The sequence below is a fragment of the Qipengyuania sp. B-5 genome, assembly GCF_056857815.1.
In genome coordinates this window covers 12,501-30,239 of record NZ_JBSXNU010000032.1, presented here as the reverse complement: position 1 = coordinate 30,239, position 17,739 = coordinate 12,501, and the positions used below count along the sequence as shown (strand labels likewise).

21 protein-coding genes and 2 pseudogenes (1 of these 23 cut by a window edge) are annotated in these 17,739 nt (G+C 62.4%); 10 read left to right on the top strand and 13 right to left on the bottom strand.

Annotated elements, in window-relative coordinates; genetic code table 11:
* From AC13CE_RS03995 to AC13CE_RS03965, 7 genes and pseudogenes are all read right to left on the bottom strand, one after another.
* Positions 1-746: pseudogene (locus AC13CE_RS03995) on the bottom strand (IS5 family transposase).
* 483 nt (positions 747-1,229) lie between these two features.
* Positions 1,230-1,847, bottom strand: coding sequence for a riboflavin synthase (locus AC13CE_RS03990; protein ID WP_482971563.1), 618 nt, complete (start codon positions 1,845-1,847; stop codon positions 1,230-1,232).
* Positions 1,848-1,854: 7 nt separating this feature from the next.
* Complete coding sequence (gene ribD, locus AC13CE_RS03985; RefSeq protein WP_482971562.1) at positions 1,855-2,838, bottom strand: bifunctional diaminohydroxyphosphoribosylaminopyrimidine deaminase/5-amino-6-(5-phosphoribosylamino)uracil reductase RibD; 984 nt, start codon at positions 2,836-2,838, stop codon at positions 1,855-1,857.
* A complete protein-coding gene (locus tag AC13CE_RS03980; protein WP_482971561.1) occupies positions 2,819-3,289 on the bottom strand; it encodes a hypothetical protein in 471 nt (156 codons plus the stop codon). The genes ribD and AC13CE_RS03980 overlap by 20 nt, the downstream gene beginning before the upstream one ends.
* Positions 3,290-3,321: 32 nt before the next feature.
* On the bottom strand, positions 3,322-4,044 hold the full coding sequence (locus AC13CE_RS03975; RefSeq protein WP_482971560.1) for a M48 family metallopeptidase: 723 nt from the start codon (positions 4,042-4,044) through the stop codon (positions 3,322-3,324).
* Positions 4,041-4,511, bottom strand: a complete 471-nt coding sequence (locus tag AC13CE_RS03970; RefSeq protein WP_482971559.1) for a YcgN family cysteine cluster protein — start codon at positions 4,509-4,511, stop codon at positions 4,041-4,043. Before AC13CE_RS03970 ends, AC13CE_RS03975 begins: the two co-directional genes overlap by 4 nt.
* A complete protein-coding gene (locus AC13CE_RS03965) occupies positions 4,499-5,116 on the bottom strand; it encodes an SCO family protein (RefSeq protein ID WP_482971558.1) in 618 nt (205 codons plus the stop codon). The genes AC13CE_RS03970 and AC13CE_RS03965 overlap by 13 nt, the downstream gene beginning before the upstream one ends.
* Positions 5,117-5,205: 89 nt before the next feature.
* Between AC13CE_RS03965 and AC13CE_RS03960 the strand changes: the two genes are divergently transcribed.
* From AC13CE_RS03960 to ssb, 5 genes are all read left to right on the top strand, one after another.
* Complete coding sequence (locus tag AC13CE_RS03960; RefSeq protein ID WP_345719447.1) at positions 5,206-5,802, top strand: ankyrin repeat domain-containing protein; 597 nt, start codon at positions 5,206-5,208, stop codon at positions 5,800-5,802.
* Positions 5,802-6,473: a COQ9 family protein gene (locus tag AC13CE_RS03955; protein ID WP_482971557.1), complete on the top strand. Its 672-nt coding sequence runs from the start codon at positions 5,802-5,804 to the stop codon at positions 6,471-6,473. The genes AC13CE_RS03960 and AC13CE_RS03955 overlap by 1 nt, the downstream gene beginning before the upstream one ends.
* Positions 6,474-6,526: 53 nt before the next feature.
* Positions 6,527-6,766 carry a FeoA family protein gene (locus AC13CE_RS03950; RefSeq protein ID WP_482971556.1) on the top strand — a complete coding sequence of 80 codons (240 nt, stop codon included), beginning with the start codon at positions 6,527-6,529 and terminating at the stop codon, positions 6,764-6,766.
* Positions 6,763-8,610 carry a ferrous iron transporter B gene (gene feoB / locus AC13CE_RS03945; RefSeq protein ID WP_482971555.1) on the top strand — a complete coding sequence of 616 codons (1,848 nt, stop codon included), beginning with the start codon at positions 6,763-6,765 and terminating at the stop codon, positions 8,608-8,610. Before AC13CE_RS03950 ends, feoB begins: the two co-directional genes overlap by 4 nt.
* 91 nt (positions 8,611-8,701) lie before the next feature.
* Positions 8,702-9,211 carry a single-stranded DNA-binding protein gene (gene ssb, locus AC13CE_RS03940; protein WP_473822025.1) on the top strand — a complete coding sequence of 170 codons (510 nt, stop codon included), beginning with the start codon at positions 8,702-8,704 and terminating at the stop codon, positions 9,209-9,211.
* Here ssb and AC13CE_RS03935 read toward each other — a convergent pair.
* Positions 9,208-9,345: pseudogene (locus AC13CE_RS03935) on the bottom strand (transposase); the annotation flags it as partial. The gene ssb and the pseudogene AC13CE_RS03935 sit on opposite strands and share 4 nt — an antisense overlap.
* 40 nt (positions 9,346-9,385) lie before the next feature.
* Between AC13CE_RS03935 and AC13CE_RS03930 the strand changes: the two are divergent.
* Positions 9,386-9,610 carry a TolC family protein gene (locus AC13CE_RS03930; protein WP_482971565.1) on the top strand — a complete coding sequence of 75 codons (225 nt, stop codon included), beginning with the start codon at positions 9,386-9,388 and terminating at the stop codon, positions 9,608-9,610.
* Positions 9,611-9,796: 186 nt separating this feature from the next.
* Here AC13CE_RS03930 and fumC read toward each other — a convergent pair whose 3' ends face one another.
* The 3 genes from fumC to AC13CE_RS03915 all read right to left on the bottom strand — a co-directional run bounded on the left by fumC (position 9,797) and on the right by AC13CE_RS03915 (position 12,341).
* Positions 9,797-11,191 (bottom strand): class II fumarate hydratase, encoded by a 1,395-nt coding sequence (fumC, locus tag AC13CE_RS03925; RefSeq protein ID WP_482971554.1) that lies wholly within the window; start codon positions 11,189-11,191, stop codon positions 9,797-9,799.
* 101 nt (positions 11,192-11,292) lie between these two features.
* On the bottom strand, positions 11,293-11,826 hold the full coding sequence (locus AC13CE_RS03920; protein WP_482971553.1) for a YceD family protein: 534 nt from the start codon (positions 11,824-11,826) through the stop codon (positions 11,293-11,295).
* Positions 11,823-12,341: a ubiquinol-cytochrome C chaperone family protein gene (locus AC13CE_RS03915; RefSeq protein WP_482971552.1), complete on the bottom strand. Its 519-nt coding sequence runs from the start codon at positions 12,339-12,341 to the stop codon at positions 11,823-11,825. Before AC13CE_RS03915 ends, AC13CE_RS03920 begins: the two co-directional genes overlap by 4 nt.
* A gap of 174 nt (positions 12,342-12,515) precedes the next feature.
* Here AC13CE_RS03915 and AC13CE_RS03910 point away from each other — a divergent pair, with 174 nt between their 5' ends.
* The 4 genes from AC13CE_RS03910 to AC13CE_RS03895 are packed head-to-tail and all read left to right on the top strand — an operon-like array spanning position 12,516 to position 15,362.
* Positions 12,516-12,995 carry an outer membrane protein assembly factor BamE gene (locus tag AC13CE_RS03910; RefSeq protein ID WP_473821980.1) on the top strand — a complete coding sequence of 160 codons (480 nt, stop codon included), beginning with the start codon at positions 12,516-12,518 and terminating at the stop codon, positions 12,993-12,995.
* 42 nt (positions 12,996-13,037) lie between these two features.
* Positions 13,038-13,598 carry an ATP-dependent protease subunit HslV gene (gene hslV / locus AC13CE_RS03905; RefSeq protein ID WP_282098544.1) on the top strand — a complete coding sequence of 187 codons (561 nt, stop codon included), beginning with the start codon at positions 13,038-13,040 and terminating at the stop codon, positions 13,596-13,598.
* A gap of 20 nt (positions 13,599-13,618) precedes the next feature.
* The gene (gene hslU / locus AC13CE_RS03900) at positions 13,619-14,917 is read left to right on the top strand and encodes an ATP-dependent protease ATPase subunit HslU (protein WP_221539582.1); all 1,299 of its coding nucleotides are present in this window, start codon (positions 13,619-13,621) and stop codon (positions 14,915-14,917) included.
* 1 nt (position 14,918) lies between these two features.
* Positions 14,919-15,362 carry a GNAT family N-acetyltransferase gene (locus tag AC13CE_RS03895; RefSeq protein ID WP_482971551.1) on the top strand — a complete coding sequence of 148 codons (444 nt, stop codon included), beginning with the start codon at positions 14,919-14,921 and terminating at the stop codon, positions 15,360-15,362.
* A gap of 45 nt (positions 15,363-15,407) precedes the next feature.
* Here AC13CE_RS03895 and AC13CE_RS03890 read toward each other — a convergent pair whose 3' ends face one another.
* Together AC13CE_RS03890 and AC13CE_RS03885 are read right to left on the bottom strand one after the other, a co-directional pair.
* Entirely contained in the window at positions 15,408-17,228 is a 1,821-nt protein-coding gene (locus AC13CE_RS03890) for an ABCB family ABC transporter ATP-binding protein/permease (RefSeq protein WP_482971550.1), read from the bottom strand.
* A gap of 38 nt (positions 17,229-17,266) precedes the next feature.
* Positions 17,267-17,739, bottom strand: partial view of a retroviral-like aspartic protease family protein gene (locus AC13CE_RS03885; RefSeq protein WP_482971549.1) — the final stretch only. The gene runs 502 nt beyond the window's last position; 473 of the gene's 975 nt are visible here — the last part of the coding sequence; the start codon falls outside the window, past its right edge — the gene reads right to left on this strand; its stop codon occupies positions 17,267-17,269.

Sequence of the window (17,739 nt, the reverse complement as noted above, 5' to 3'; positions counted from 1 at the left end):
CTAGGTTTCGTGGACAAAGGGTATCCAGAGTTTGACTGAGGCGAGCGCGACGAAGCCAAGGTAGGATTCCTTGGTTTTGTCGTATCGGGTCGCAACGCGCCGCCAGTTCTTGAGTTTGTTGAACAGGCGCTCGATCAGGTTGCGCCATTTGTATTTGGCGCGGTCGTGCGGGACGGGGTCGCGCCGGCCCGCCTTGGCCGGGATCACCGCCTCGGCGCCTGCGGCCTCGATTTCCTCGCGGATCGCATCGGCATCGTATCCCCGATCAGCCAGGAAGGCCTCGATCCGATCGGTTATCATGCGGAACAGCGGAGCGAAGCCCTGCACATCGTGCGCCTGTCCCGGTGTCAGCACGAAGCCGAGCGGGAGACCTCTGGCATCGCACCTGGCGTGGAGCTTGGTGGTGAAGCCGCCGCGCGATCGACCAAGCGCCTCGGTTTGTTGAGTCCCCTTTTTATGCCGACGGCACAATGATGTGCCCGGACCACAGTGCTATCGATCATGTCGGCGGCTGTGTCGCGCCCCGCCAGCTCGGCCAGCGTCTCCAGCATGGCATCGAACACGCCGGTCGTAACCCATCGTCGATAGCGCCGGAAGACGCTGTTCCACTTGCCATACTCGTCCGGCAGGTGTCGCCACTGCGCGCCGGTTCGCGCGATCCACATCATGCCTTCAAAATAGGGACGGTTATCCTGTGCCGGGCGGCAGCCTCGCCCCCGTTCAGGCGGCAGCAGCGCCCCGATCACTTCCCACTCTTCGTCCGTAACGCCGATCCGTTCGCCCAAGGCCGCCTCCAAAAGCCAGCCTTGAATCAAGGTCCGAGTCCCCAGTCAAGCTTTGTCCACGAAACCTAATGAGGCCATTAATGTTCTGACACCCGAATATATGAACTGGGAATTTCTTCAACCTGCCATTTGAGTGTCCGGAATTCTTCCACGGTTCAACTAAACATAGTCTTTCGACAAGGAGGCTTGCAGGCTATTGGGTGTAGTCAGCGGATCTTCCGGGACGGCGTGCCTGAAGACGCTTGCACTGCTGAAGCATCGAAGACGCGCGCCGTCCGCTTTCGTGCGACTCCCACGACACCTAGCAGTCGGGATGGAGGCTCAAAGTGGTCGGCGAAAGGATCACCGTGCTACTCAGCTATGACGTCGCAAGCTGACAGGCAGATTGCGGCGAAAATTCGTGTAATGCAGCCAGTATGCCAGAGGTGTCGTCCTTGCCTGACGCTACCCCGCCAGACTCTGCATCCGCTTCAGATACCGTGCCAGCACGTCGATCTCGAGGTTGACGCGGTCGCCTTCTGCCAGATCGCCCAGTGTCGTCACTTCGGCGGTGTGGGGGATGATGTTCAGCGAGAAGTCGCAGGTGCCGTCGCTGCGGTCGCGCAGGTCGTTGACGGTCAGTGATACGCCGTCGACCGTGATCGAGCCTTTTTCCGCCACGAAGGGGGCGAAAGCGCGGCTGATGCGGATGGCGAGCTGCCAGGAGCCGCCCTTTTCGTTCTTCGCGACCACTTCCCCGACGGTATCGACATGGCCGGTGACCAGATGGCCGCCGAGTTCGTCGCCAAGCCGCAGCGCGGGTTCGAAATTTAGCCTGCGGCCTTCTTCCCACATGCCCCGCACGGTGCGCGAGACTGTTTCGCTCGATACGTCGAAGCCGATGCGGGCATCGCCCTTTTCGCCGCCCAGCGTGACCACGGTGAGGCACACGCCAGAGCAGGAGATGGAGGCGCCGATCTCGATCGCGCCCGGATCGAAGGGGCAGGCCACGAGGATGCGCGTATCGCCGCGCTGCTCGACGCTTTCGATGGTACCGATGGCGGTGACGATGCCGGTGAACATATCTGCGTTAAGCCTCCTGTCTGGTGCGGCGATAGGCGGTGAAGCGGTCGCTGCCAAGCTGGCGGCTCTCCACCTGCTGCCAGCGGCCATGTGCCCCGGCGAGGCTTTGCAGCCCGATGTCGCCCAGCGCGGGCATTCCCTTGCCGAGCAGGATCGGCGCGCGGTAGATTTCCAGCCGGTCGACGAGGTCTGCGGAGAGGAAGCTGGCCGCCGCACCCGCGCCGCCTTCGACATAGAGATATTGCACATCGCCAAGCGTTGCGATCTGCGCCGGAGCGTTGATGACCTTCACCCCGTCTGGCGGAATGCCGCGGGTCAGCAGGACGCGCAGGGGGCTGCGATCCTGCAGACCGTCCAGACGCACGTCGAGCTGGGGCAGGTCGTGCCGCCAGGTCGCCCCGCCGACGAGGATCGCATCGTTCATGGCGCGGCGCGAATGGACATGCGCGCGGGCTTCCTCGCCGGTGATCCACTGGCTGGACCCGTCGGCAAGCGCGATGCAGCCGTCGAGCGACATGGCGAGCTTGAGCGTGACGAAGGGTCGCCCATACCGTGCCCGGGTGAGATAGCCCGCGAGGCTGTCCTCGACCTGGGGAGAGGCAAGAATGCTCGTTTCGATCCCGGCGGCGCGGAGCCGGGCGATACCTTCCCCGGCAGTGCGCGGATCGGGATCCTGCGCTCCGATGACCACGCGTGCGACGTCGGCTTCGACCAGCAGGTCGGCACAGGCAGGGCCGCGATCCGAGCGGTGGGCGCAAGGTTCGAGCGTGACATAGGCGGTGGCTCCCGCTGCGCCTTCGCCAGCCTGCCGGAGAGCCATGGCTTCTGCATGGGGCCTGCCGCCATCCTGCGTCCAGCCGCGCCCGATCACGCGGGCGTCCTTCACGAGGATGCAGCCTACCGCGGGGTTGGGGCTGGACTGCGCGCGCGCGCGCGATGCGAGCCGGGCCGCAGCCTCCAGCCAGCGCAGATCACTCGCCTGCGGTTTCAACCGTGCCGTCCGTTTGCTCGTCGCTTTCGCCGAAAAGTTCTGCCAGCCGTTCGCGTTCGGCCCGTTCTTCCGCAGCGCGTTCGGCTTCCGCCTCGGCTTCCATCGCCTCGACATCGAGACCGGTTGCCGCGCCAAGGCTCTTGTAGAGGTCGCGCCGGCGCTGTTCGATACGCTCGCGCTCTGCCTCGAGTTCATCCTTGCGGCGCTGGTTCTCGATGTTCGACTGGCGGATTTCCTCGTCGGTCCGGCCTTCGGCGAAGGTCGTGATATAGGTGACCTGCGGCACCTCGGGCGGATAGTAATATTCTTCCTTGGTCAGCCAGTAGAACATCGTGCCGGAAATGGCGAAGGAGAGAGCGAGGATCGGCCAGCGATAGGGCGTTGGCTTCTTCCACTCGTTCCAGAAATCGGCGATCCCGCCGGCTGCATTGAATCTCGTTCGAAAGCGCATAGGCCACAGATAGTAGCCTTCGGGGATTTCCGCTAGCTGAAGCTGGCGTAGAGTGCGCGTCCGCGCTGCGAAAGCCAGCGATTGGCGGCGTCGATCTCGCCCTCGTAGATCCGGTCCAGCAGCGCGTGGAACGCGGGCGAATGATCGAAATGGACGAGGTGGGCGACTTCGTGTGCCACGACCGAGCGGCGAACATGGTCGGGTGCCTGTACCAGCCGCCAGTTGAGGCGGAGGACGCCTTCGCTCGAACAGCTTCCCCAGCGGCGGCGCGCCCGGGTCAGGCGGACGGGAGCAGGAGGAAGTCCGGCGCGCGCGCAATAGAAGGCGGCGTCTTCCTCGAACAGGGCGAGCGCCTGCTGCTCCAGCCACCGGGCAAGGCGTTTCCCAAGAGTTTCCTCCGGTCCGCCGACGATCAGGCGGTCCCCGTCCATGGAAGGCTTGCGCGGCGCGTCGGCGCTCCACTCGATGGCGATCCGCGCTCCGCGATAATCCAGGGCGCGCTCGGCAACCGGATCGCGAGGCTCGGGAACCTTGGCGAGCTGGCTCGCAAGCCATTCGGTCCGCGCGTGGGCGAAGGCGATCGCTTCCTTCGTAGCGCACCAGCGCGGCAAGGTGATCTTCACCGTGCTGCCATCCGGGGCGAGGCGGAGCGTTAGGCGGCGGGCAGTCGCATGGCGTCGCAATTCGATCGGCAGGATGCGTCCGGCGATCTCGATCTGCGGCTCTAGCTTACAGTCGCGCAGCCATTCGATCATGCGGCGTCTTCCTCGCCGCAATTCTCGCCATCGCCCCATTCGACGATATGATGCTCGAGAGGGCCCGCCTCGTTCTCGCTGATCACCCGCCCGGCCACGGAAACGCCCGCGCGGATCACGGCTTCGCGATCGCCCGATATCAGGTAATGCCAGCGGGGCAGCGGCCGGTTTCCCGCCCGCCTGCGATAGGCGCAGGTGTCGGGCAGCCAGGGCACCCGGTCGACCAGCTTGAGCGTCAGGCGCAGGCAATCGGGCACGAAGGCCTTGCGGTGCCTGTAGTCCTTGCAGCGCGCGGTCTGACAGTCGAGCAGGCTGCAGGCGACGTTGGTCTCCTCGATCTCGCCCGTGTCTTCATATTCGACCTTGTGGAGGCAGCACCGCCCGCAGCCATCGCACAAAGCCTCCCATTCCTCGCGTGAAAGATCGGACAGGGGGCGTTCCCAGAAGCGTTCCCTCAACGCACCCATTTCGCCAGTTCCGCAGCCACCGCATCGGGCCCTTCGTCGGTCGGCAGCATTGCCAGCGGGTTTCCGTCGGGGCCGAAGAGATAGGTGATGTTGGAATGGTCCATCAGATATCCGCCCGATTCCGTTTCCTCGCCCCGGCTGTAGTAGACGGCAAAGGCATTGGCTGCGGCATCAAGCTGTTCCTTCGTCCCGGTCATGCCGATCAGGCGCGGGTGGAAGGCATCGGTGAACTCGGTGAGGACTTCGGGCGTATCACGCTCTGGATCGATGCTGACGAAGAGCGGCTGGACCTTGGCGCCGAGCTCGGGGCTTTCCTCCTCGAACCGCTTGAGCCCGGCCATGGCCCGCTGGTTGTCCGTCGGGCAGATGTCCGGGCAGTAGGCATAGCCGAAATAGACGGTGCGATACTGCCCGTCGAAATCGGAGAAGCTGACCGGTTCGCCGGTTTCGCCCGTCAGCGTGAAATCGCCGCCGATGGCCGCGCCTTCGAGCGGCGGGGCTTCCGAACCGGTAGTTTGCGTTTCCTGCGAACATGCGGCCAGCATGAGCGCGGCAATGGCGATGGGGGCGGCGAGGTTGGTAAAGCGCATGACAGGGTGGTTCATGGTCTGCTAACGGCGTCTGTTCAAGGGGACGCCCTCAAGCTTGTTGCGAATAATCGAAACGGAGAACAGTCGCTGTGCGTATAATCGGGGTGAAACGGGGTTTGGTCATCGCAGGTGCCGGGCTGGCCATGCTGGCAAGTCCGTTGGCCGCACAATTCCAGAGCGACGGTTACAAGTTCATCAAGGCCGTCCGCGATCGTGACGGAACGGTCGCAACGCAGATGCTCGACGAGCCGGGTACGACCATCGTCAATGCGCGCGAAGTGACCACGGGCGAGACCGCGCTGCATGCGGTCGTACAGAGGCGGGACCTGACCTGGGTCAAGTTCCTCCTCCAGCGCGGCGCCAATCCCGACATTGCGGACAAAAACGGAGTCTATCCCATACAGATTGCCGCACAGCTCGGCTTTATCGAAGGGGTCGAGCGGCTTGTTCAGGGCGGGGCCGACATCGACGTGTCCGACTCCACAGGTGAAACCCCGCTCATCAGCGCCGTCCATCGCCGTGATCTGAAGATGATCGAGATGCTCGTCAAGAATGGCGCAAATCCCGACCGAACGGATAATTCCGGCCGGTCCGCGCGAGACTATGCTGCGCTGATGGGAGCGCGTTCCGGCGTTCTCGAGGCCATCGAAAAGGCCGAAGGTGCCGATGAAGGCGACGCCGAAACCTACGGTCCCAATTGATGGCCGAAGCCGCACCCGACATAGCCGATCTGACGCTCGACGAACTCCGTCTCGCGCTGGCCCCCGCAATCGCCGACGCCGCGATATTCGATGGCTGGACTGATGAGGCGGTGACCATGGCGGCCCAGCAGATGGGGGCCGATGTCGATGTGGCCCGGCTGGCCTTCAAGGGTGGCCCGATCGATATGGTTTTCGCCTGGATCGAAGCCGTCGATATCGCGATGGCGGCAGCCTTTCCCGAAGACGTCGTCGCTCCGATGAAGATTCGCGAACGAATCCGCGCGCTCGTCCAGTTCCGGCTCGATGCGGTGACCGGGCAGGAAGAGGCCTTGCGCCGCGCACTTGCCATCATCGCCATGCCGCAGAACGTTGCGCAGTCGACCAAGCGTGGCTGGCGCACCGCGGATATGATGTGGCGGCTGGCAGGCGATGCCGCGACCGACTACAATCACTATACCAAGCGGGCGATCCTGGCCTCGATCTATGGGGCAACGCTGGCCGTGTTCGTGGACGATACGAGCGAGGGCAAGGCCGAAACCCGCGCCTTTCTCGATCGGCGAATCGACGGGGTGATGAAGTTCGAAAAGGCGAAGGCGAAGTGGCTCAATCCCGATCGCGAGACCTTCAGCATCACCCGTTTTCTGGGCAGACTTCGCTATCCGGCTCGCTGAGCCGCTATTGATAATCGGTTGCAATAGATCGACCGATCTGACAGGGGCGGCTCATGACTTTGGACGGTTTCGAAAGCGGACGTAGCGCGCGCATAACGGGCGTGGACTGGAGCAGCCTCGCCGAGGATGAGGCCAAGCGGCTTCAGGCACTTGGAATCGATGAAGGTGCGGAAGTGGCCATCCTTCATCGCGGGGTATTCGGAGGTCGCGATCCGATTGCCATGCGTCTGGGCAACATGACAGTCGCCATTCGCCGCGTGCACGCGCACGCGATCTCGGTGGAGGCGGTATGAGCCGGAAACTAACCGCCGCTCTCGTCGGCAACCCTAACTCGGGCAAGTCTGCGCTGTTCAACGCGCTCACCGGGGCCCGCCAGAAGATTGCCAACTATGCCGGGGTTACGGTCGAGCGTAAGGCAGGACGCCTGGCGCTGCCCAGCGGCGAACCGGTCGAACTGCTCGACCTGCCGGGTTCCTACAGTTTCGATGCTGCCAGTCCCGACGAAGCGGTAACGCGCGATGTCGTGAAGGGCACATTCGAAGGCGAAGCCGTTCCCGATGTTCTGGTGATCGTGATCGATGCCGCGAACCTCGAACAGCACCTCGTCTTTGCACAGGAAGTGCTCGAACTTGGGCGGCCGACCGTGGTCGCGCTCAACATGGTCGACCTCGCCGAACGCGACGGATTGACACTCGATCCGGCCGCTCTTTCGGAAGCGCTCGGTGTTCCGGTAATCCCGACCGTCGCGGTGCGTCGCCGCGGTATCGAGGAACTGCGTGCCGCGATTGCGGAGGCGGAGACCCACGCGCATGAGGAAGCACACACCCGCTGGCACCTGACGCTGCCGGAGCGGCGACTTTCCGCCAAGCACATGGCGCGCGGAGCGATCCTTTCGAAATCGACGCGCCATACGATCGAGAACGGCGTCGACAGAATATTGCTCAATCCATGGATCGGGCCGGTAATCCTGTTCGGCCTGCTGTTCGTGATCTTCCAGGCGGTTTTCGCCTGGGCGACGCCATTTGCCGACGCGCTCGAAGGCGGCGTGGGCGCAATGTCCGAAGGCGTCATTGCAGCCATGGGGCCGGGACTGGCACGCGATTTTCTGACGGAGGGCGTGCTGGCGGGCGTCGGCTCGGTCGTCGTCTTCCTGCCGCAGATCGTGATCCTGTTCGCGTTCATCCTCGTGATGGAGGCAAGCGGATACATGGCTCGTGCGGCCTTCCTGATGGACCGGTTGATGGCCAGCGTCGGCCTTTCCGGAAAGAGCTTCATTCCGCTGCTCTCTAGCTTCGCCTGCGCCATTCCCGGCATCATGGCGACACGCAGCATCAGCGATCCGAAGGACCGGCTGACCACGATCCTGATCGCACCGCTGATGACCTGTTCGGCGCGCCTGCCGGTCTATGCAGTCATCATCGCAGCAGTCATCCCGCAGACCACGGTCGGACCCGGCGTCGGGTTGCAGGGGCTGGTTCTCTTCGCGCTCTATGTTGCCGGCATTGTCGGAGCGATGGTGGTCGCACTGGTGCTGCGCAGTACCGTCACCAAGGGTACTGCATCGGGCTTCATCATGGAGTTGCCGCGTTATCAGATGCCGCGGATAAGGGACCTTGCCATCGGGCTTTGGCAGCGCGCCTGGGTATTCCTGCGCCGCGCCGGTACGATCATCTTCATGGCGACTATCGCCCTGTGGGTGCTGTTGAGTTTCCCGCAGGCCGAACCGGGCGAAAGCCAGCTCGATGCTAGTTACGCAGGGGCTGTCGCCGACACGCTGCATCCCGTCCTCGAACCGGTCGGCTTCAACCGCGAGATGAGCCTGGCGCTGGTTCCCGCAATCGCCGCGCGCGAAGTGGCCGTCTCGGCTCTGGCGACAACCTATGCGGTCGATGCCGAAGACGAGGAAGTCGCAGCCCTGGGCGTTACCGAAAAGATCGCGGCCCTGTGGAGCCTTCCCACGGCGCTCGCTTTCCTTGCGTGGTTCGTGTTTGCGCCGCAGTGCCTGTCGACCATCGCGGTGGCACGGCGGGAAACCAACGGGTGGAAATGGCCGACGGTGATGGTGCTTTACCTCTTTGCGCTCGCATGGATTGCAGCAGGCGCCACCTATTGGATTGCGGTCAGCCTCGGGCTTTAGCTCCGCTCCGGTGGAAACGCCTTTCTGCGAACTGGAACCGGACCGCCGCCTCGGTTAGGCCATGCGCAAGTAATCACGAAGGAACGATTCGATGGCCGGTAGCCTCAACAAAGTAATGCTGATCGGGAATCTGGGCGCAGACCCGGAAATCCGCAGCTTCCAGAATGGTGGCAAGGTCGCGAACCTGCGCGTCGCCACCAGCGAAACCTGGAAGGATCGCAACACCGGCGAAAAGCAGGAACGCACAGAGTGGCACACCGTCTCGATCTTCTCCGAAGGCCTGATCGGCGTGGTCGAACGTTTCCTGCGCAAGGGCAGCAAGGTCTATATCGAAGGCCAGCTCCAGACGCGCAAATGGCAGGACCAGCAGGGTAACGATCGCTATTCGACCGAAGTCGTGCTGCGCGGCCTCAACGGCACGCTGACCATGCTCGACGGTGCGCAAGGCGGCGGATCAGGTGGCGGCGGTCCGCGCAGCGGTGATTACGGCGGTAGCCAGTCTTCGGGCGGCGGCGACAACTGGCGCAGTGGTGGCGGCCAGTCCGGCGGCTCCAGCGGCGGTTCGAACTACGACGATCTGGACGACGATATTCCGTTCTAGGCCCTGTTGACAAACTGATTGGTCCAGAGGCGGGCGGCGGCGATATGTATGAAGCCGAGATAGCTTGCTGAGGTTTTGTCGTATCGGGTTGCGAGGCGGCGCGAGCATTTGAGCTTGGCGAAGCACCGCTCAATACGTTATCTCGCCGAACAGCTGGTTACACTTGAAACCGCCGTGGAGGCGCAGCAAGATATCGCCCGCATAGCCCGTTTGCGCTATCGCGAAGGGGTCGCCGACTATCTCGAAGTCCTCGATGCGGAACGCAATCTGTTCAGCGCACAGCAGCAATTGCTCGCCATCCAGCGTGCCTGGCTGCAAAATCGCGCGACGTTATTCGTGGCCCTTGGCGGCGGTTCGGTAGACGGAGGCGTTTCTTCCAATCCAGACAAGCAGCGCTGACCGGAGGCAATAGCTGGTTAAATCCGGTGCAGTATGCGGGCGCTTAACCACTGCGATTCCCTACCCCGCCGACCTTGATTTCAAAGCACGGCCGATTTCTTGCAAAGACGCCGAAGCCTGCGATGGCGCGGGTATCTCGGTCAAGATCGGGAAAGTGGGTCTCGCTAGTCTCGCGAGCGAAGTGTTTCAATCGGTCGGACCGACCATGTCCTCGGGACGCACGATGCGGTCGTAGTCCGCTTCGCTCACGAAGCCGCTGGCTATGGCCGCCTCGCGAAGTGTCGAACCTTCCGAATGGGCGCGCTTGGCGATTTCGGCTGCTTTGTCGTAGCCGATCTCCGGCGCGAGGGCCGTTACCAGCATAAGTGAGTTCTCGACTCCTGCGGCAATATTCTTCCGCCGGGGCTCGAGCCCCTTGAGGAGGTGATCGGTGAAGCTCCGCGAGGCATCTGCGAGGAGCCTGACCGACTGGAGGAAATTATACGCCACCAGCGGGCGATAGACGTTGAGCTCGAATTGTCCCTGGCTGCCCGCAAAGGTGATCGCCGCGTGATTGCCGAAGACCTGCGCGCAGACCTGCGTCAGGGCCTCGACCTGGGTCGGATTGACCTTGCCCGGCATGATCGAGCTGCCCGGTTCGTTGGCGGGGAGGGCGAGTTCGCCCAGGCCCGACCGCGGGCCGGAGCCGAGCAGGCGGATGTCGTTAGCGATTTTGTGAAGGCTCGCAGCCAGCGTGTTCAGCGCACCATGAGCGAAGACCAGCGCGTCCTGGCCGGCCAGCGCTTCGAAGCGGTTCGGCGCACAGGCGAAGGGGTGACCGGTCGCTTTTGCCAGTTCTTCGGCCACCATCTGTCCGAAGTCCTGCGGGGCAGTTAGTCCGGTTCCGACGGCGGTGCCGCCCTGCGCTATTTCGAGCAGGCCGGGCAGAACTTGCGCGATGCGCTCGATGCCGGCGCGCACCTGCTGCGCATAGCCGGAGAACTCCTGACCCAGCGTGAGAGGCACTGCATCCTGTGTATGCGTACGGCCGATCTTGACCAGATCGCTCCAGGCTTTCGACTTGGCCTCCAGCTCTGCGAGCATGGCTTCAAGTGCCGGTATCAGCGTCTCGCTGAGTGCCAGGACGGCCGCGACATGGATCGCGGTGGGGATGGTATCGTTCGAGGACTGGCTTTTGTTGACGTGATCGTTGGGATGGACGGGTGTCTTGCTGCCCAGTTCTCCGCCAAGCGACTGATTGACGAGATTGGCGATAACCTCGTTTGCGTTCATGTTGGTATGCGTGCCCGACCCTGTCTGCCAGACGGACAGGGGGAAGTCCTCGTCAAGCTCGCCCGAAGCGACGCGCTGCGCCGCCTGCTGGATCGCTTCGGCAACCGCATCGTCGAGCAGGCCGAGCTTCCGGTTGGCGACCGCAGCGGAGCATTTCACCAGTCCCAAAGCGTGGATCAGTTCGCGCGGAATGCTCTCCTCGCCAATGCGGAAATTTTCCCGCGAGCGCTGGGTCTGAGCGCCCCACAGACGTTCTGCGGGCACGCGGACCTCGCCCATGGAATCGGTTTCTATGCGGGTGTCGGTCATGGTTGTTCGAACACGTCAGCATCCATTTACGTTCCGGCATGCCCAGCCGGTTCGATTGGCCTTCCTACCTCCCCTTCGTGAGAATCGCCCGGCGAGTCCACTCAACCTTTCTTGAGCGCCGCCAGCGCTTCGGCCAGAGGACCACTGGGTTGGGAGGCCTCGTCGCTCTGGATACCGGTTTCCTTGCGCACCGCATCTGCGTCGGGACCTTCGCGATATGGGTCGATTGCAAGGCCCAGGGTCTGAGCGATTGCCTCACCGAGATCGAAGCTGTCGCCTTCATATTCGACCTCGTCGAGTTCCTCTTCGGTCAGCTCGAATTCCTCGTCCTCTTCATATTCGGGCGTCTGGCTGGCTGGGACGAAGCGCAAGGAAAAGGGCTCGGTAACATCATAGGTAAGACTTTCACGCGTAACGGCGCAGGGTTGTTCGATCGTCGCGGTGAGAATCCCATCGACCAGCACGGCTTCGTCCCGGTTGCCGAAATCGACTTCCGCGCCGAGGGAGTGAATCGCAGTGACGCCGAAACGCTTCGCAAGCGCGGCGCACTCCGCTTCGTTCGCCTCCACGATCATTTTTGTAGCCGGCAGGGCCCGCGGCCTGATCAACCGGACGAGTTCATTACCTTCGCTCATGCCGCAATCTCTCCGGCCCGAAGCTGTTCCGCGCTGCTGCGTCGGAGTCGCTTGTGCAGTCTGATCATGCGTTCGGCCAGTGCCTCCGCCTCGTCCTCCTGAGCCATGGTGACATTGCGCTTCAGCGCTTCGGCAAGCGCGGCGCGATCCTCGTCCGCCAGCCTATGCCGGTATGTACCCAGGCGGCCGCCCATGCTGCTCATGAGATTGCCGATCTTCTTGCCTACCGTGGGATCGCCGATCCCCGCTTCGCGTAGCTGGCCTTCCATGTCTTCGACGAAGAGTTCGGTGACGAGTGCGGTTTGCGGTGCCAGTTCTCCATCCTGTTCCATTTTCAGCATGACGAGACTGAGCACGAGTGTGATCATGTCGAACCGGCCCTCGACGGTGTCGGCAACACCGCACATGCGATACCAATCCGGCTCCCGCGCCTGTTCGACGATAGTGTGCCAGAGCGGGCGCCACTCTTCTCGCGGGTCTTGCTGGGTGCCGAAAAGGCGGGCGAATAGGGACATCGGATAGAGCTTTCGTTCCGGTTCGTTCAGCGGCAATTCAAACCGCCATCCCCACCGCGCAATCACACGCACGTTGCAAGCTGCGGCGCAGCGGTTTAGGGCGTCGCTCGCGCATATAGGGTGCGAGGTCGCACAGGCCAAGCGCGCCGGAGATACGGAGTTGAAGCAGTTCCCATGAGGACCACGAAAATCCTTGGCGCCACCTTGCTGGTCGCAGCCGGCCTTACGATGGGCGCATGCTCCTCTATCCGCGAATCGCGCGGTTATGTGGTGGACAGTATTTTGTTGAATTCGGTGCAGCCGGGGATCGACAACCAGCGCAGCGTCGAAATGACACTGGGCCGCCCGACTTTCACCAGCCAGTTCGGCGATCCGACATGGTACTACGTGTCGTCGACGACGGGCCGCAAACCTTTCGTCAAGCCTCGCGTCCAGGCGCACCAGGTTCTGGCGGTAAAGTTCGGTCCGGACGGTGACGTTGTTTCGGCAGAGCGATCCGGGCTCGATCAGGTGGTCTATCTCACGCCAGATGGCGACGAGACGCCGACCCTGGGCCGGGAGCGAGGCTTCCTCGAAGACCTGTTCGGAAACATCGGCACGGTCGGCCAGCCGGGTCTCGGCGGGCAGGGCGGCGCGGGCGGCCCCGGCACCTGAACGCGTCTTGACCCCCATGCCGCACACCCCATATCGCGCGGCATGAGTGATCAGGACAATCGCCATGGGCTGACCCAGTGGCACGGAACCACCATTATCGGCGTTCGCAAGGGCGATCGGATCGTCATTGCGGGGGACGGGCAGGTCTCCATGGGCAATACGGTGATGAAACCCAATGCCCGCAAGGTCCGCCGGATCGGAGAGAGCGGCAAGGTCGTTGCCGGATTTGCCGGGGCGACCGCAGATGCCTTCACCCTGTTCGAACGGCTCGAGAAGAAGCTCGAGCAGTATAGTGGCCAGTTGCTGCGTGCTGCGGTCGAACTGACCAAGGACTGGCGCACCGACAAATACCTGCGCAACCTCGAGGCCTTGATGATCGTGGCGGACAAGGAGAATCTCCTCGTCCTCACCGGCAATGGTGACGTGCTCGAACCCGAGGGCGGGATCACCGCAATCGGTTCGGGCGGGAACTATGCGCTGGCTGCAGCCAAGGCGATCTCCGAATATGAGGACGATCCCGAGGTTATCGCGCGCAAGGCGATGCAAGTCGCCGCCGACATCTGCGTTTTCACCAATGGCAATGTGACCCTAGAAACCGTCTAACCAGCGGTCTGAAAGATTTCATGGACAATTTGACCCCCAAGGCGATCGTCGCCGCTCTCGACGAACACATCATCGGTCAGAAGGACGCCAAGCGCGCCGTCGCCGTGGCCCTGCGCAACCGCTGGCGCCGCCAACGGCTCGACCGTGACCTGCGCGACGAGGTAACGCCCAAGAACATCCTGATGATCGGCCCCACCGGCTGCGGCAAGACCGAAATCAGCCGTCGACTCGCGAAGCTAGCTGAGGCGCCCTTCGTAAAGGTGGAAGCGACCAAGTTTACCGAGGTCGGCTATGTCGGCCGCGACGTCGAACAGATTGCTCGCGACCTTGCCGAGGAAGCCATTCGGCTGGAGAAGGAGCGCCGCCGCGAGGCCGTGCGTGAAAGCGCCAGCCAGGCTGCGATGGAGCGGCTTCTGAACGCCCTCGTAGGCGAAAACGCCAGCGAGGCGACCCGCGAGGCCTTTCGCGAACGCGTGGTCCAGAACGCGATGAACGACACCGAAGTGGAAATCGAGGTCAAGGATCAGCCGGCGGGCAATATGGAAATTCCAGGCATGCCCGGCAACGTCGGCATGATCGACCTTTCCGACATGCTCGGCAAGGCGATGGGCAAGTCAAATCTCAAGCGCCGGAAGCTGAAAGTCCCCGATGCGTGGGACCGGCTGGTGGAGGAAGAGGCCGAAAAGCGCATGGACCAGGACGATGTGAACCGCGTTGCTCTGGAAAATGCGGAGACCAACGGCATCGTCTTCCTCGACGAGATCGACAAGATCGCGGTAAGCGATGTGCGGGGCGGTTCGGTGAGCCGCGAAGGTGTGCAGCGCGACCTGTTGCCGCTGATCGAGGGCACCACGGTCGCCACCAAATACGGACCCATGAAGACCGACCACGTGCTTTTCATTGCAAGCGGCGCCTTTCATGTCTCCAAACCTTCGGACATGCTCCCCGAACTTCAGGGCCGCCTGCCGATCCGTGTGGAGCTGCGCGCGCTGACGGAGGAAGATTTCGTCCGTATCCTGACAGAAACCCGTGCCAATCTGCCGCAGCAGTATACGGCCTTGATCGGGACCGAGGACGTCACGCTCGACATTACCGACGAGGCGATTGCCGAGGTGGCCAAGATCGCCGCGCGTGTAAACGAGAGTCTCGAAAACATCGGTGCCCGCAGACTGCAGACGGTGATGGAACGTCTGCTCGAAGACATCAGCTTCGAGGCTGAAGAACACAAGGGCGAGACAATCACCATCGATGCCGCCTATGTCCGCGAACGGCTCGACGACCTCGCCGGTGATACGGATCTGAGCAAGTACATCCTGTAGCATGGTGGATTATGCGCGCCTTGGTCCGTCGGACGGGGAACAGCTCGACGAACTGAACCGCTTCTTCGCGCGGGTCTTCCCCGATCCGGACATCCTGGACTGTTCCGGTGCGTCAGTTCGGCAACGTGCAGACTGGCTCGGGGACGAGAGGAATGTCGCACTCGTGGCCTTGCACGAGGAAGCGGTGGTTGGCGGTCTGGTCGCCTATCGTCTCGACAAGATCGAAGGCCGCCGGGAATTCTATATCTACGATCTGGCGGTCGACGAGCTGCATCGTCGCCAAGGCGTGGCCACGAAACTGATCGAAGTGCTTGACGACATTGCGCGTCATGCCGGCGCCTGGGCGGTCTATGTTCAGGCCGATCCTGTCGATGGTCCAGCGGTCGCGCTTTATACGAAGCTCGGCAAGCGAGAGGATGTTTACCACTTCGACATCTTGCCATAGGTCCTGTGGTTCCTGGCGTGACGCCGAGTCCTTCCTTCGGAGCCGCTAGGCAAGAGCAGCCGCGCTCTCGCTTTCTTCCGCCTGCTGGCGAGCCCACATCTCGGCATACAGCTCGCCTTTACTCAACAACTCGCGATGCGTTCCGGTCTCGGCCAGGCGCCCGTGATCGAGCACGAGGATGCGATCCGCATCTGCGATAGTCGACAGCCGGTGCGCAATGGCGAGGGTGGTGCGGTGTTCGCTCACCTTGTTCAGCGTGCGTAGGATGTCTTGCTCGGTTCGGCTGTCGAGTGCGCTGGTTGCCTCATCGAGCAGGAGAATCGGCGGATCTTTCACCAGGGTGCGTGCAATGGCGACCCGCTGCTTCTCGCCGCCGGAAAGTTTCAGGCCGCGTTCGCCCACTTCGGTTTCGAACCCTTCGGGCAAGCGCTCGATAAACGGCATGATCGCCGCGGCGCGAGACGCATGCTCGATCTCTTCGATGCTCGCATTCTCGCGACCATAGGCGATGTTGTAGCCGATGGTGTCGTTGAACAGCACGCTATCCTGGGGGACGATACCGATGTGGGATCGCAGGCTGTCCTGCGCGACCCGGGAGATATCCTGCCCGTCGATCAGGATGCGGCCTTTCTGCGGATCGTAGAAACGGAACAGCAACCGGGCGATCGTGCTCTTGCCCGCGCCGGACGGACCGACAATAGCCACGTGACTACCCGCCGGGACCTCGAAGGTAAGGCCGTGAAGGATAGTACGCTCGGGTTCGTATCCGAAAACGACATGGTCGAAAGTGATCGAAGGACGTTTCACGATCAGGGCGGGAGCCCCCGGTATGTCCTGCACCTCTACGGGCGTATCTATCAACTTGTACATCTCGGCCATGTCGACCAAACCCTGGCGGATCGTCCGATATACGAACCCGAGCAGATCGAGCGGGCGGAAGAGCTGGACGAGATAGGTGTTCACGAAAACGAGGTCGCCCACCGTCAACTCTCCGCGGCTCCAGCCCCATACGGTATAGGCCATGGCTCCGGCCATGAGGCCGTTGGTGATGAAAGCCTGCGCGATATTGAGCATGCCGAGCGAGGCATCGGATTTGATCGCCGCCTCGCTGTAGGCGCGGGCCGCTTTTGCATAGCGCGCCTCCTCGCGCCGCTCGGCCCCGAAATATTTCACCGTTTCGTAGTTGAGAAGGGAATCCACTGCGCGCGAAAGCGCCTGGCCGTCGAGATCGTTCATATCGCGCCTGAGCTTGGTGCGCCATTCGGTGATCTGCCGGGTAACGACTATATACGTGACCACGGTAAAAGCGGTGGCCGTGACCAGCCCCAGACCGAAGTTGATATAGAAGATCACGCCTACTGCGATCAGTTCGATGATGGTGGGGGCGATGTTGAACAGCAGGAAATAGAGCATCGAATCTATGCTCTTGGTTCCACGTTCGATAATCTTGGTCACCTCGCCCGTGCGGCGCGAGAGATGGAAGCGCAGAGAGAGACGGTGGAGTCGGTGGAAAACATCTTCGGCTAGATGCCTCGTTGCTTCCTGCCCGACGCGTTCGAAAACGATGTTGCGCACGTTGTCGAAAGCGGTGCCCGCAAACCTGCCAAGCGCATACGCGAGCACGAGTGCCATGGCGACCATGGCAGCCTGATTGTCCGGGCTCGACATGGAATCGACCGCGTCCTTGTAGGCAAAGGGTACGGCCAGAACGATGCCCTTGGCCAGCAGGACCAGCACAAGCGCGATTACGATCCGCCAGCGCAGGGCATGGTTGTCGCGCGGCCAGAGATAGGGGAGAAAACGCTTGAGCATCGACCAGCTCTCGGCGTCCTGCCGCTGGTCGGAAGTGATCGTATCGGGCGGCATCGCCAGCTATCTGGGGGCCAGAGGCCCGATGGGCAAGATTACGACTTCACCCGTGAGGCCATGAACTGGTCGCGCAGCAGGTCCCGGCGATAGGTGCCGCCCGGCAGGTCGAACAGCACGCGGCGGGTGGCGAAGTCGATGGCAACCCGTTCGAACAGACGGAGATTGCCCATGCCGAGGATGAGAGCGGGCTTGTCCGCAAATCCCAATGCTTCCATGGCGGGGCTGTCGGCAAACCCTATTGGAACATCCTGCAGTTCCATTTCGCCGATGACCAGTCTCTCGGCGACGGCAAGATTGCTCTTTACCTTAATGCCGTGGACATCGGTGCTCTCCATTTCCTTTTCGGCCCGTTTGCGCAGTTTTTTCAGCAGGGCAAGATTGCCCATCGAATTCTGCGCTCCGGTGTCGATGATTACTGCGGTGCGGACACCGTTGAGCCTGGCATCGGTAATAATCATCTGGCCGAGTTTCGCACGCGCACGCACGACTATTTCGTATCCTGTATTTC